The organism is Micromonospora sp. NPDC048843 (genome assembly GCF_040649965.1).
Taxonomy (GTDB): Bacteria; Actinomycetota; Actinomycetes; order Mycobacteriales; family Micromonosporaceae; genus Micromonospora; species Micromonospora hortensis.
The window spans coordinates 20,406-33,921 of sequence record NZ_JBEZGJ010000074.1; the positions used below are offsets into that span (position 1 = coordinate 20,406).

The window sequence follows — 13,516 nt, forward strand, 5'->3', positions numbered from 1 at the left end:
CCGGTCATGCCCGCCTCCCTCGGCTCAGTGCCGCACCGATCGCGCCGACCAGCAGCAGCGCGGCCCCGCCGACGACAGCCCCGAGCACCCGGTGCTGTCGGCGCACCTGGCGGCGCACCTCCGCGTACGGGGTGGTGGAGAACGACACCAGCTCGTACTGGGAAACGTACCGGCCGGGCAGGGCCCGTTCCAGTGCGTGCTCCACCCGTCGCCGGGTCTGGAAGACCGGGGAAGCGACCTTGTCCCGCATCTCCACGAAGTTGGTCAGCGCCATCGTCGCAATGGCCTCGGCGTTCTCCTGTCGGCGGCGCTGGAACAGCGGCAGCGCCGCCAACCAGTCGTCGGCGCACTCGTCCAGGCAGCGGTCCAACTCGACCACGTCCTCGAAGGCGCAGTTGGCGCCCTGGCCGTAGAACGGCACGATGGCGTGTGCCGCGTCGCCGAGCAGGCCGACCTTTCCGTTGACCTGCCACGGGGTGCAGCGCACGGTGCCGAGCACGCCCACCGGGTTGTGCTGGTAGTCGTCGATGAGGTTCGGGGCCAGCGGGACCACGTCCGGGTAGTGCTCGGTGAAGTGCCGTTCGATCTCCGCCGGGCTGGTCAGCGAGGCGAAGCTGCCGGCGCCGTCGTTGGGCCAGAACAGCGTGCAGGTGAAGGAGCGGTCCGGGTTCGGCAGCGCGATCATCATCGAGGTGCCGCGCGGCCAGATGTGCAGCGCGTCCTCCTCCAGGGCGAAGTCCCCGCCCAGCGGCGGAATCGTCAGCTCCTTGTAGCCGTAGTCGAGGAAGTCCACGCTCTCGTCCAGCAGCCCGTACGCCAGCAGTTGCCCACGCACCGCGGAGCCGGCGCCGTCGGCGCCCAGCACGACCGACGCCTTCGCCGCGACAGTGCCCTGCGGGGTCTCGAAGCTCAGGGCGCCGTCGGTCGGGTCGAGCCCGACCAGCCGGTGGTCGAAGACGACCCGCACCCCGGGCAGCGCCGCGGCCTCGTCCAGCAGAGCGTTGTTCAGCGCACCCCGGCTGATCGAGTTGATCGCCCGGTCGCCGGCCGCGCTGTACGACTGGAACTGCTGCTCGCCCTCGACCGGGTGGATCATCCGGCCGCGCATCGGCAGCGCGTCGGTCATCACCTGCTCGGCCAGCCCGATCCGGCGCAACGCGTCCAGGCCGCGCTCGGAGAGCGCCAGGTTGATCGAGCGACCGCGTTCGGCGGTGCCGGCGCGCGGGTCGGAGCGGCGCTCGTAGAGGGCCACCGGGTAGCCACGCCGGGCCAGGAAGCAGGCCGCCAGACAGCCGGCCAGCCCGGCACCGATGATCGCGATCTCGTCGCGCCGCGCGGTCATGAGGTCGCCCCCACCGTCGCGGCGAGCGCGGCGGCGGCACGCCAGCAGTCGAGGTACGTGGAGTACAGCGGCACCGGGGCGAACCGTACGACGTCGGGTTCGCGGGCGTCGGCGATGACCCCGTGTTCGTACCGTAGGCGTTTGGTCAGCTCGTTGGCGCTGCCGGAACCGATGCGCACGGAGAGCTGGCAGCCTCGGCGGGCCGGGTCGCGAGGGGTGACCACCCGCAACGGCCGGCCGACCGTCACCTCGTCGAGCAGTGACTCCAGCCAGCCGGTGAGACGCTGGCTGCGCGCACGCAGCGCTGTCATGCCCACCGCGTCGAACAGCTCCAGCGAGGTACGCACCGGGCCCATCGCGAAGATCGGCGGGTTGGAGATCTGCCAGGCCTCCACAGTGGCCGGTGGCCGGGACGTCGGCGTCATCTCGAACCGGGTGGCCGCCGCTGTGCTCCACCATCCCTCGAACCGGGGCAGGTTCTCGTCGCCGAGGTGCCGCTCGTGCACGAAGACGCCGGCGAGGGCACCCGGGCCGGAGTTCAGGTACTTGTAGGAGCACCACGCGGCGAAGTCGACGTCCCAGTCGTGCAGGGCCAGCGGCACGTTGCCGACCGCGTGGGCCAGGTCCCAACCGACCACCGCGCCGGCGGCCCGGCCGGCAGCCGTGATCGCCGGGATGTCCAGCAGCTCACCGGTGAGGTAGTTGACCCCGCCGAGCAGCAGCAGCGCCACCCGGTCGCCCTCGGCGGCCAGGTAGTCGGTCACGTCCTCGGTGCGCAGGGCGTCCTCACCCGCGCGCGGCCGCAACCGGACCACGGCGTCGTCCGGGTCCAGGCCGTGGAACCGGGCCTGGCTGCGCACGGCGTAGCTGTCCGAGGGGAACGCGGCGTCCTCGATGACGATGCGGGTGCGCGCGCCGGCCGGTCGGTAGAAACTCACCATCAGCAGGTGCAGGTTGACGGTCAGCGAGTTCATCACCACGGCCTCCGCGGGCCGGGCGCCGACCAGTCGCGCGGCCGGCCCGGTCAACAACTCGTGGTACGGCAGCCAGGGGCGCTCCGCCTCCAGGTGCCCCTCCACGCCGAGCCGCCCCCACGCGTCCAGGTCGGCCAGGAGTTCGTCGCGGGTGGCCCGAGGTTGCAGGCCGAGCGAGTTGCCGGCCAGGTACGCCGACTCGGGGTGGTCACCACCGTCGGCCGGTGGCACGTGGAACAGGTGCCGGTGACCGGGGTCGGCCTCGTCACGACGGTGCGCTTCGCGTTCTGGGGTGTGCATGTCTCGCTCTCCGGTCACATCGCTGTGCGGGCCGACCACAGCTCCGGGAAGACCACCCGGGCCATGCTGCGCTGCAACCACGCCAGGCCGGCGGAGCCTCCGCTGCCGACCTTGGCGCCCATCGTCCGCTGCACCGCCTTGACGTGGTTCCAGCGCCAGTCGCCGAACTCCTCGGCGACAGCGCTCAGCGCCTCGCCGAGCAGCCGCAGGTGATTGTCCGGGCTGGCGTCGTCGTAGATTCGTACCCAGGCCGCCTCGACCAACGGGTGCGGGTCGTGTTCGACGGCCACGTCCCGGTCGAGCAGGTCGGCGGGGAGGCCGAAGCCGTGCCGGGCGAGCAGCGCGAGCACGTCGTCCCAGAGGCTCGGGGTGGTCAGCGCGGCGCTCAGCTCGGCATGCACCTCGGTCTGCCGGCGGAACGGGCGGATCAGCGTCGGGTCGCGCAGCCCGAGCAGGAACTCCAACTGCCGGTACATCGCCGACTGGAAGCCGGAGGCCTCACCGAGCAGATTGCGGAACCTGTTGAAGTCGGCCGGGCTCATCCAGCGCAGGCCCTGCCAGGCGGCGTTGAGCCCCTCCAGGTGCAGCTTGGCTCGGCCCAGCGGGGCCAACGCCTCCCAGATCTGGTCGGCGCGGATCAGCCGCTGGGTCTCCCGCAGCTCGTGGCAGGTCAGCCCGAAGTACAGCTCCATGATCTGGCTGACCATCAGGAAGGACATCTCGCCCGGGTCGCTGCTGAGCGGGTGCTGCATCTTGTGCAGGGCGCTGGCCTGCACGTACGCGTCGTACGGCACCATGTCGGCGAACTCCAGGGTCGGCTCGCCACCGGTGCGCTCCGCCTGCGCGGCACGCTGCCCTGGGGTCACCGGTTGCACCGTGGCACGGCGGTTCGGCGCCCGCCGCTCCGTCTGATCCACCATCTCGTCTCCCTCCCCCGGACTAGCCGACGTCATGATCTCGCGGTCGGATCGGCCTGCGGAATGCCGAATCAACGGCTCTCGCCGGCTTCTCCTGGCAAACCAAAGGCAACTAGGCGAAGTCGGTTCACGAAAGTAAGGTCTGAGCGTGGACGACATGGACTGGGCGCTGCTGCGCGAGTTGCAGGCCGACGCGCGGCTCTCCTTCAGCGAGTTGTCCCGGCGGGTGCACCTGTCGCCACCGTCGGTCGCGGAGCGGGTCCGCCGGCTGGAGGAGGCCGGGATCATCACCGGCTACCACGCCCACGTCGACCTGAGCCGCGCCGGCCGTAGCGTGGTCGCGCTGATCCGGATGTCCTGCTACGGCGCGCGGTGCATCCTGCACGACCCGGCGGTGGCCGACTGGCCGGAGATCCTGGAGATCCACCGGATCACCGGTGACGCGTGCAGCGTGCTGAAGGTGGCGGCCGGCTCGATCGGCGCGTTCGAGGGGGTCATCGACCGTCTCGCCCCGTACGGCCAACCGTCGAGCACGATGGTCCTCTCCTCACCGCTGAACTGGCACCCCGTCACCCCCCTCCCCACCACCGGGCCCATCCCCCGCCCGCGCTGACCCCGCCCACGCCTCGGGTTTGCCCCCGCGCCAGCGGGAAAGCAGCGCGTGCCCAGGGGAGGGTTCCGGCGGTCGTCGCCGGTTGGGGGGAAATCATGCAGGCATTCCGCACGATCAACCGCGCGCTCTCGTCCGCACTGACACTGGTGGGGCTTGTCGGGGCGTTCGTCCTGTTGTCGGTCGCACCGGCGCGAGCCGGCGAGAACGTCTTCGTCGAGGTGACACCGAACAGCGCCCAGGCCGGCAGCCGCGTCAGCATCAAGGCGAGCTGCGACAACGACAACAACAACCGGCAGTCCAGCGTGCACTCCGACGCGTTCGGGCACGTGCAGCTCAAACCGGACAAGGGTTTCCTGACCGCGCAGGTCACCATCGCGAGGGACAAGCCGGCCGGTGACTACCCGGTCGACCTGCGCTGCGAGAACGGTCAGACGTCGTCGACCACGCTGACAGTGCTGAACATGGCCTCACCCAGCAAGGGCCCGGCGACCGGTGGCGGCGGAATGGCCGGCGGGCGCGGCGCCGGCTCGCTGCTGGTGCTCGGTGGCGTGGCGTTGGTGGCCACCGCGATCGTGCTCGGGATGGCCGGCGGCCGGCGTCGACCGGGAGCCGGCTCCTGAGCCGGATCACCCATGACCCGCAGATCCGCGCGTGCGCGGCCGGATCGCCGCGCCCGCCTCCGGGCCGGGCCGGCGCTGCGCGCGTCCGGACGGCTGGTGGCCCGCGTCTCCGGACGGCTGCGCCGGGTCGCCGGGCAGGCCGTGTCGGCCAGCGTCACCACCACCGATCCGGCCGCCCGCCCGCTGCCGCCGCGGCGTCCGGCCGGGCCGTCGTCGGCCCGACACCGGTTCGCTACGAGCCCCGGATTGCCGGTGCTGGCCATCGCCGCGCTGATGGTGCTGATCGTGGCGATGCTCGGCGTCGAGCAGGTGACCGGGATGAGCCTGTTGCCGGACCGGCTCAGCGCCGGACTGCGACCGCCGCCGAAGAAGTTCCCGGTACTGCCGGCCAGCCGGCCCACCAGCCTCGCCATCGAGAAGATCGACGTGCGAGCGCCCGTACACGACGTGGGCATCGCCCCGGACGGCACGATCGCCGTGCCGGACGCGGCCCGCGCCCAGGAGGCCGGCTGGTACGACCAGGGCCCCACCCCGGGCCAGTACGGCCCGGCCGTGATCGTCGGGCACGTCGACACCACCAGCGGGCCGGCGGTCTTCCACAAACTCCGCGAGTTGCGCTCCGGTGACGAGATCGAGGTCACCCGCACCGACCAGCGGGTGGCGGTCTTCGAGGTCAACTCCGTGGAGAAGTTCGACAAGGGCCGCCTGCCGGTGGACGAGGTGTACGGCGACTTCAGCCGCCCGAGCCTCCGGTTGATCACCTGCGGTGGCCAGTGGGTCGGCGGCGAGACCGGCTACGCGGACAATGTGGTGGTCTTCGCCTCGCTGGTCAAGACGCGTTCAGGCGGCTGACCGGCATCGACGTATTCGGCGAGCCGGGCGGCCCCGGTGAGCATGGCCCGGCCTCGTTCGGTGAGCCGTTGCCGCCACTGGCGCAGCGACGCGGCGAGCGGTTCGGCACCGCCGGCGTCGCGCACCCGACGCAGCACGCCGGCGATGTGGTCGAGCCGGTACCCGCCGCGGCGCAACAGGTGGGCCAGTTCGGCGTCCCGGACGTCGTCGGGACGGTAGAGCCGGTAGTGGGTCACCGGATCACGTACCGGTCGCAGCACCCCTGCCCGCTCCCATTTGCGCAGCGTGGCCGGCTGTAGACCGAGCCGGTGAGCCAGCACGCTGATCGGCACGGCTTTCTGGCTCTGCGGCTGCGGTCTCGTTCCGGTGAGCGTCGCCACCGCGGCCTCGACCGCGCCCAGGGTGTCCCGATCGCGCTGGAGCAGGGCATGCCCCGTGTCGATGGTGCGCAACGCCGTGTCGATCTCACCGCGGTTGACGGCCCGCATGATCTCGCCGCTGGCCGGATAGCCGTGGCCCGGGATCAACGCGAGGTAGGCACGCAGCGCCTTGGCGTGCAGCTCGGTGAAGCGACGGTAGCCGTTCGGGGTGCGTTGGGCCGGAGGCAGGACGCCGTCTCGTTCGTAGTTGCGCACCGCCTGCGCGGAGAGGCCGTGGGCGCGCGCGAGGTCGACCGGCCGGCGTACCAGTCGGTTTGAAGGTTTTATGGCTGTCACCGCGCTCCACCGCTCGTGAGTTTCAACCGCTGGTTCAACGATACGGTTCATGGAATGCCACCTTTTCTCGACCTGTTGGCGGTATCCCCGGACCTACTCGCGCTCGGCGAACCGACGCACGGTGAGTCCGCCTTCCTCCAGCTCCGCAACGAGGCCTTTCTTTCGCTGGCGGAGCACGGCTACCGCTCGATCGCTCTGGAGAGCGACCGCGCGGCCGGGCTGATCGCCGACGAGTTCGTGCAGGGCGTCGCCGCCGTGACGCTCGACCGGGCGCTCACCGAAGGGTTCAGCCACGGGTTCGGGGCGGCCCCGGCGAACCGCGACCTTCTGCTGCGGATGCGGGAGTGGAACGCTGGACGGCCGGTCACCGAGCGCCTGACGTTCCACGGCTTCGACGCCCCGGTGGAGCTGGAGAGTGCTCCGAGCCCGCGCCAACACCTCAACCAGGTCTGCCACTTCCTCGACCTGGACCGGTCTGCCGAGATCGACGACCTGATCGGGGACGACGCACGGTGGAGTGACAGTGCAGCGATCTGGGAGTCCGGCCGTTCGGTCGGGCGCTCGACAGACGCCCAACGACTGCGGGTGCTCGCCGACGACCTGCTGACCGAGTTGTACCTGCGGGCGCCGCGGAAGTCAGCGGGCTGGCGGGCGGCGTTCGTGCACGCCTCGGCCGCTGTCGCGTTGCTGCGTTACCACGCTGCGGCCGCCGCACCACTGGCCCAGGAGGAACGCTTCGCCCACCTGGCCGGGGTCCGGGACGCGCTGATGGCCGAGAACCTGCTCGCGATCCGATCGGCCGAGGCACATCGCGGGCCCACACTGGTCTTCGCGCACAACACGCACCTCCAGCGCCACCAGAGCACGATGACACTCGCCGAGACGCAGGTGTCGTGGGCCGGCGCCGGCGCGATCGTCGCGTCGTTAATGGGCGACCGGTACGCGGTGATCGCCGGCAGCCTCGGCGCGAGCCCGGCGCTCGGCATCGGGCCGCCCGCCGCCACGACCTACGAGGGCCGACTCCAGCAGGTGACCAGCCTTCCCCGGTACCTGCCGACGTCCGACATCGCAGCGGCCGAGCAGCGAACGCACGACTACCGCTACTTCCCGCTGGACCGGGCCACCATCGAAAACGCCGACGCGGTCCTGCACGTCCCGACCGGTGTCGACACGGCCGTGCTCGCCGATCGGATCGCCGCACTGCCCGGCGTCGAGCAGGTCGTGGCGAGCGAGGAGAACGAATCACCAGAGGCGGCCTGGGGCGACCGGTTCTTCTTCGTCGGCCCGGACCGCCGCCAGCCGTTCGCCACAATCGTCGAGCACGACGTGCCCGGCTTCGACGAGGCCGCACAGCTTGGCCGCCCCGGTGTCTTCCGCCTCAACCTGGACCTGGGTCGGGCCGAGTTCGAGCGGCTGTTCGGCTTCCCGCCCAAGGCATTCGAGGAGCACCGACACGAGTTCGACTTCGCCCGACTGGACACCTTCGTGCCGCACCCGGGCTACGCACAGTACGGCTTCGCCAGCATCGTCATGCCCGGTCCGCAACTGCTGCCCGAGATCGACCGGCTCCTCGCGGTCGCGTACCGCCGAGCGGTCGACCGCCACGAACGCGCTGCGCGCCGGGCAACCCGCCCGCAACCCGGAGCCTGACCGCACCCTGCGGGGTCAGGCGGCTGCCTCGGGCTCCCGCAGGTCCAGCCAGTCGGCCCAGCGGGGGTCCGGGGCACGGTGGCCCAGCACCCGCCAGGCGGTGCCCTTCGGGGCGGCCGGCAACGCGTGTAACCGCCACCCCATCTCGGCCGGGGTCTTGTCGCCCTTGGTGTGGTTGCACCTGGCACACGCGGCGACCACGTTCTCCCACGCGTGCCGGCCACCCCGGCTGCGCGGAAAGACGTGGTCGATGGTCTCGGCCGGGCCCCGGCAGTAGGCGCACCGCCACCCGTCCCGGGCGAAGATCGCCCGGCGGGACAGCCCGACATGCGTTCGGTACGGCACCCGGACGAAGCGCGTCAGCCGAACCACTGATGGCACCGGGAGCGCGTCCCGGGCGCTGTGCAGGATGCCGTCACCGTCGGCGACGCAGACCGCCTTGGCGGAGAGGACGAGGATCGCGGCGCGACGCACCGACACGACACACAGCGGCTCGTAGGTGGCGTTGAGGACCAACGCGCCGGAGCCCACAGTGGGTCGTATGTCAGGCATCGCGCTCACCCTCCCGGTTCAGCGGCTGCTGGGGACCGCCGCCGACCGGGGCCGGGCACAAGGGCCCACACGGTCGACGCCGGGCCGATCACCGACGTCCGTTGCGCCAATAGTCCCTGATCGGACCCCGGATTGCACGTACTAATCTCTCTTCTGGTAAGCGGATCACCCGCGCCGGGACGGAATCGATGCCGAACGCACCGCTTCGGCAGGGTTGCTCCGCGCGACTGGTACCCCAACCGGTTCCGTCGGTGCGCCGCGCTGGGGTGTCATCGGCTCGGACATCCCCTTCGGCACCGCCACCACGATGCCCAGCAGCAGCAGCCGTCCGATCCAGCGATCGGCACTGCCGTGGAAGACCCGGTCCCGGCCCTTGCGCCCCATCGGGTCGACGCCCACGCTCCACCTCTCCAGTCGCCATGCTCGCCACGTCGGTCCGCCGGCCGGTGGGTCGGCGGCGGACGCTCGGGCTCCTTGCGGTACGAAGACATAGTGAGTGCCGCCAGCGTGACGCCCCTAGCCCTGTCCGACGCCGCCTCGGTGAGCTGCCAGGGCAGCACCTCCTGCGAGTGGATCTACCGGATCACCGAGTCGGCCTGGTTCGCCGAGGGAAGCTACTGGATCCTGCTCAAACCGCTTCGAGTGCTGCTGATCCTGGCACTGGCGATGGTGGCCCGCTGGGCGCTGCACCGGACGATCGACCGGTTGGTTCGGACGACCACCGACGGTGCGGTGCCGACGATGCTGCGGCCGCTGCGCGAGCGGGTACCCACCGCCGCTGTCGACCCTGCCGAGTTCGTGCCCGAGCGACGGAGGCAGCGGGCCGAGGCGATCGGGTCGGTGCTGCGCAGCCTGACCACAGCGTTCGTCTTCGGCATCGCGCTACTGATGATCCTGCGGGAGTTCAGCTTCGACCTGGCGCCGCTGCTGGCCAGCGCGGGGATCGCCGGCGTCGCGCTGGGCTTCGGCGCGCAGAGCCTGGTGAAGGATCTGATCGCCGGCCTGTTCATGCTGATCGAGGACCAGTACGGCGTGGGTGACAACGTCGACCTGGGCGAGGCGATGGGCGTGGTCGAGTCGGTCGGCCTGCGGGTCACCACGGTGCGCGACGGCCGGGGCGTGCTCTGGTACATCCGCAACGGCGAGATCATCCGGGTGGGCAACAAGAGCCAGGGTTGGGCTCTCGTGGTGGTGGACCTGCCGATCGGTTTCAACAGCACCGAGGAGGCCACGGCGGTGCTACGGACCGCAGCCGCCTCGATCGCGATGGACCCGGAGCTGTCACCGGAGATCGTGGAGGCGCCCGAGGTGCTGGGTGTCGAGCAGGTGACGGTGGACGGCGCGGTCATCCGCACCGTGGTGAAGACCACAGCGGACGGGCAGTTCGCGGTGGGCCGGGAACTGCGTCGGCGTCTCGCCGAGGCGCTGGAGAATTCGGGGATCACCGCGCAGATCGCCGCGGCCCGCATCTATCCCGGTCTGTCGACCCGGCCGATGTCTGAGGGCGAGACCGGTCAGGGCGGCGCCACCTGACACCGCCGACACTGTCCGGCAATTCAGGGGTCGCGATCCGGCCGGCCCCTCGGGTATCGTCCGTTCGTTCAGTCGGGGAGGCGACGAACGACCCGTTCGACCTAGCTAGTTGTCAGACGATCGGGCAGAATCCGGACCACGCGTTCCCACCAAAGCGTGATCACATCCTCGCTGATCCGTAGATCTGACGAGCGCTTCCGGCCGGGCTGCCACGAGCGGCCGAGCCGGGGCCGATGGAGGCGACGGTGCCTGACGAGCGACCTTCCGCGGAAGGCCCCGCCACATTCCGCGAAGTCTTCGGCCAGCACGAGTTCCGGGCTGTTTTCGTGGCTGGCGCTCTCTCCTGGATCGGCGACTATGTCGCGAAGGCCGCCGTCACCCTGCTCGTCTATCAGCAGACCCGGTCCGTCGCGCTCTCCGCGGCTGCCTTCGCGGTCAGCTTCCTACCCTGGCTGCTCGGCGGTCCCGTGCTCGCCGCACTCGCGGAGCGGTACCCGTTCCGACGGGTGATGGTGGCATGCGACCTCATCCGGATGGCGCTGATGCTGCTCATCGCCATTCCGGGCCTGCCGTACCAGGCGGTGCTGGTGCTCATCTTCGCCGCCACGCTGGCCAACCCGCCAAGCCAGGCGGCGAAGTCCGCGCTGATCGCGCAATTGCTCACCGGGGACCGACTGGTACTGGGGCTGTCACTGAACAGCAGCGTCGGGCAGGCCGCCCAGGTCGTGGGGTACGTCTTCGGCGCCGCTGTCGCCTCGGTCGACCCGGAGGCGGCGCTGCTGTTCAACGCGGTCACGTTCGGTCTCTCGGCGCTGCTGGTTCGCCTCGGTGTGCGCCACCGCCCGGCGGTGATGGACCCGGAGCACCGCAGCCACCTGCTGCAGGAAACTCGGCAGGGGTTCGGCATTGTGTTCCGCACACCGGTGCTGCGCGCCATCGCGGTGCTGGTGTTCAGTTCGATGCTCTTCTCGATCGTGCCCGAGGGTCTGGCCGCAGCCTGGGCCAACGAGGAGGGCCGGGGCACGGTGAGCGCAGGCACCGCACAAGCAGCGATCATGGTGGCCAACCCGATCGGCTTCATCCTCGGTGGGTTGCTGGTGAGTCGCCTTTTCGGGCCGGCTCGCCGGCTGAAGCTGATGCGGCCGCTCGCGGTACTCGCCCCGTTGATGCTCGTACCGGTGCTACTCGATCCCCCGCCGCTGGTGGTCGCGTTGCTCGCCGCGCTCTGCGGTTTCGCGGTCGCCGGCATGATGCCGATGGCCAACGGGTTGTTCGTCCAGGCGCTGCCCAACGGCTTCCGAGCCCGGGCCTTCGGAGTGATGGCCACCGGCATACAGGTCATCCAGGGCCTCGCGGTGCTGGTCACCGGGATGCTCGCCGAACGGTTCCCCATTCCGATAGTGGTGGGGCTCTGGAGCGCAGCCGGGGTGGTGCTGATGGCGGTGGCCACGCTGCGTTGGCCGGACCGGCAGACGGTGAACGACGCGATCACTGCCGCCTCGTTGGCGAACGCCGCTCCGCCGCCCACCGGGCTCGGCGCCCCGGCCAGCGACCGCCCGGTGGAGGGCACGTCCGACCCACACGCCGGTGACGGCCACCGTCGGCACGCGGTCACCTGACCGTCGAGCCGACCTTCACCCGTGCAGGCCGGGCGCCCGATATTCGGGATTGTCGACCCGGCGTGATCCGACGCACGCCGTGCGGGACGGGTCGACACCGGACGCACCTGGCAGGATGGAACTGTGACTTCCGCAGGTGAATCCGACCGTCCCGGTGCGTCGATGACCCTCTTCGAAGCGGTCGGCGGCGAACCCACGTTCCGCAAGCTGGTCGACGAGTTCTACGCCGGCGTCGCCACCGACCCCCTGCTGCGACCCATGTACCCGGAGGAGGACCTGGGCCCGGCCGCGGACCGGATGACCCTGTTCCTGATGCAGTACTGGGGCGGGCCGAACACGTACTCCGCTCAGCGCGGGCACCCGCGGCTGCGGATGCGCCACGCGCCGTTCCGGATCGGCGCGGCCGAACGGGACGCCTGGCTGCGGAACATGCGCCGCGCCGTGGACCGGCTCGACCTTGAGCCGGAGATCGCCGCAACCCTCTGGGACTACCTGGAGCGGGCCGCGTACTTCATGGTCAACGTCGAGGACGACCCGACCAACGGCGGCTGACCCACCCCACCCGGAGCGGCGTCAGAGCAGCGCGCCCTCGTCGTGCAGCCAGTCGACGAAGCTGGTGGCGACCGCCGCGCCGCAGTCGAGCATCTCGACCAGGAGCGCGTCGTGGGTGCCCGCACCCAGGGGCACCTGAAGCTCGGCGTAGATCGGTAGCTGACCGCGCTCGGTCGGGTCACCGATGTACGCCTTGCAGAACCGGCGGGTGTGGTTCCACTCGTTGACCACCCGGTACGCCCGGTCGGCCCAGTCCGGCGGGACCGTGGCGTGCGGACGTGCCCGCATGACCAGGATCTCGTCCTCCGGCCCTTCGAGGGTGACCAGCACCGCGTGCCGCTCCCACATCGCCAGCAGGTTGCCGTCGCCGTCGGCCAGGTAACGCACGTCGAGCAGATCGAGTGCGTCACAGACCCGGCGCAGACTCACCGGCTCGACGGTGGCGGGCATCTCGGTCAGCACGGGCCGCTCGTTGGACGGGCAGTCGTCCCCCGGCTGGCGAGGGCTGGGCGGCCCGATCCGGACCGCGCTATCGACTGTGATCCCGCTTCGGGTTTCCGGATCGCCGCCGTCGGCGGGACCGGGGCGCCATGACCACCACGGCATCGCTCGCGCACCTCACTCCCCAGCGGATCCAGTCGCCTACGGTGCGTTGGATCCGAGGATGGACGGTACCCGGACAGCCGGGTTGAAGCACCCCCCCAACGACCGCCCCTGACCAGAAGAATGATCCGGGGTCATCCGTTCGGACGAGCGCTCAGGGGTGTCACGGCAAGATCCGTGGCCTTCTGCAACCAAGCCGCTCCGTGCGGTCCCACCAGGCCGACCCAACGACCGGCCACCCGCACCTGAACGGCATCCCCGCCCTCGCCAGCCGCCGAGCCGTTGGCGGTGCCGAGGAAGCCCATCCGGACCACCCCCTGCACCAGCCGCTGCGGCACCTCGACCGGCGCGGCGGGCGTCCCGTCCGGGGTGATCAGCACCGCCACGTGGTCGAGCAACGCGTCACGCAAGGCCCGCTGGCCCACGGCACGACCGGCCACACCCTGCTCGCTCGCCGTCCGCAGGGTGCCCGCCGCCGCGTCGGCGATCCGTCGCAACTCGGCAACGGGCAGCGACTCCACCTGGCGGCTCCGCGTCGGCGGCAACGGCCACCGCCATTGAGCGTCCCGGCGGGTCGGCAAACACCGGCCTCAACGACCAGAGCGTCCGGATGATCGTGCACGTCTCCGTGGGCGGCCCGGCGCTGCGGGTCCGCCTGAGCAACCTCTACGGC

14 protein-coding genes and 1 pseudogene are annotated in these 13,516 nt (G+C 71.0%); 7 read left to right on the top strand and 8 right to left on the bottom strand.

Annotated features, from left to right (window positions below):
• Positions 1 to 4: 4 nt before the first annotated feature.
• The 3 genes from AB0C20_RS18465 to AB0C20_RS18475 are packed head-to-tail and all read right to left on the bottom strand — an operon-like array spanning position 5 to position 3,533.
• Complete coding sequence (locus AB0C20_RS18465; protein WP_357185175.1) at positions 5 to 1,342, bottom strand: NAD(P)/FAD-dependent oxidoreductase; 1,338 nt, start codon at positions 1,340 to 1,342, stop codon at positions 5 to 7.
• On the bottom strand, positions 1,339 to 2,616 hold the full coding sequence (gene kynU / locus AB0C20_RS18470; RefSeq protein WP_357185172.1) for a kynureninase: 1,278 nt from the start codon (positions 2,614 to 2,616) through the stop codon (positions 1,339 to 1,341). Before kynU ends, AB0C20_RS18465 begins: the two co-directional genes overlap by 4 nt.
• Before the next feature lie 14 nt (positions 2,617 to 2,630).
• Complete coding sequence (locus tag AB0C20_RS18475) at positions 2,631 to 3,533, bottom strand: tryptophan 2,3-dioxygenase family protein (protein ID WP_357185317.1); 903 nt, start codon at positions 3,531 to 3,533, stop codon at positions 2,631 to 2,633.
• A gap of 148 nt (positions 3,534 to 3,681) precedes the next feature.
• Here AB0C20_RS18475 and AB0C20_RS18480 point away from each other — a divergent pair, with 148 nt between their 5' ends.
• From AB0C20_RS18480 to AB0C20_RS18490, 3 genes are all read left to right on the top strand, one after another.
• The gene (locus tag AB0C20_RS18480; protein WP_357185169.1) at positions 3,682 to 4,146 is read left to right on the top strand and encodes an Lrp/AsnC family transcriptional regulator; all 465 of its coding nucleotides are present in this window, start codon (positions 3,682 to 3,684) and stop codon (positions 4,144 to 4,146) included.
• A gap of 95 nt (positions 4,147 to 4,241) precedes the next feature.
• A complete protein-coding gene (locus AB0C20_RS18485; RefSeq protein ID WP_357185166.1) occupies positions 4,242 to 4,766 on the top strand; it encodes a hypothetical protein in 525 nt (174 codons plus the stop codon).
• 75 nt (positions 4,767 to 4,841) lie between these two features.
• Positions 4,842 to 5,618: a class F sortase gene (locus AB0C20_RS18490; protein WP_357185314.1), complete on the top strand. Its 777-nt coding sequence runs from the start codon at positions 4,842 to 4,844 to the stop codon at positions 5,616 to 5,618.
• On the opposite strand, the gene AB0C20_RS18495 is transcribed toward AB0C20_RS18490, so the two are convergent.
• Complete coding sequence (locus AB0C20_RS18495) at positions 5,561 to 6,385, bottom strand: MerR family transcriptional regulator (protein ID WP_357185163.1); 825 nt, start codon at positions 6,383 to 6,385, stop codon at positions 5,561 to 5,563. The two genes, AB0C20_RS18490 and AB0C20_RS18495, sit on opposite strands and share 58 nt — an antisense overlap.
• Before the next feature lie 3 nt (positions 6,386 to 6,388).
• Between AB0C20_RS18495 and AB0C20_RS18500 the strand changes: the two genes are divergently transcribed.
• Positions 6,389 to 7,984 (top strand): DUF6194 family protein, encoded by a 1,596-nt coding sequence (locus AB0C20_RS18500; protein ID WP_357185160.1) that lies wholly within the window; start codon positions 6,389 to 6,391, stop codon positions 7,982 to 7,984.
• A 15-nt stretch (positions 7,985 to 7,999) separates the two neighbouring features.
• Here the strand turns inward: AB0C20_RS18500 and AB0C20_RS18505 are convergent, their stop codons facing one another.
• Both AB0C20_RS18505 and AB0C20_RS18510 read right to left on the bottom strand, forming a co-directional pair.
• Positions 8,000 to 8,536: an HNH endonuclease gene (locus AB0C20_RS18505; RefSeq protein WP_030333470.1), complete on the bottom strand. Its 537-nt coding sequence runs from the start codon at positions 8,534 to 8,536 to the stop codon at positions 8,000 to 8,002.
• Positions 8,537 to 8,701: 165 nt separating this feature from the next.
• Positions 8,702 to 8,935 (bottom strand): hypothetical protein, encoded by a 234-nt coding sequence (locus tag AB0C20_RS18510; protein WP_357185156.1) that lies wholly within the window; start codon positions 8,933 to 8,935, stop codon positions 8,702 to 8,704.
• A gap of 123 nt (positions 8,936 to 9,058) precedes the next feature.
• Here AB0C20_RS18510 and AB0C20_RS18515 point away from each other — a divergent pair, with 123 nt between their 5' ends.
• From AB0C20_RS18515 to AB0C20_RS18525, 3 genes are all read left to right on the top strand, one after another.
• On the top strand, positions 9,059 to 10,069 hold the full coding sequence (locus tag AB0C20_RS18515; protein WP_357185311.1) for a mechanosensitive ion channel family protein: 1,011 nt from the start codon (positions 9,059 to 9,061) through the stop codon (positions 10,067 to 10,069).
• Positions 10,070 to 10,302: 233 nt separating this feature from the next.
• On the top strand, positions 10,303 to 11,688 hold the full coding sequence (locus AB0C20_RS18520) for an MFS transporter (RefSeq protein ID WP_357568395.1): 1,386 nt from the start codon (positions 10,303 to 10,305) through the stop codon (positions 11,686 to 11,688).
• Positions 11,689 to 11,811: 123 nt separating this feature from the next.
• On the top strand, positions 11,812 to 12,240 hold the full coding sequence (locus tag AB0C20_RS18525) for a globin (protein WP_357185150.1): 429 nt from the start codon (positions 11,812 to 11,814) through the stop codon (positions 12,238 to 12,240).
• Positions 12,241 to 12,261: 21 nt separating this feature from the next.
• On the opposite strand, the gene AB0C20_RS18530 is transcribed toward AB0C20_RS18525, so the two are convergent.
• Positions 12,262 to 12,846, bottom strand: coding sequence for a YbjN domain-containing protein (locus AB0C20_RS18530; RefSeq protein WP_030333460.1), 585 nt, complete (start codon positions 12,844 to 12,846; stop codon positions 12,262 to 12,264).
• Positions 12,847 to 12,977: 131 nt separating this feature from the next.
• A pseudogene (locus tag AB0C20_RS18535) lies at positions 12,978 to 13,424 on the bottom strand (hypothetical protein); the annotation flags it as partial.
• Between the last annotated feature and the right edge of the window lie 92 nt (positions 13,425 to 13,516).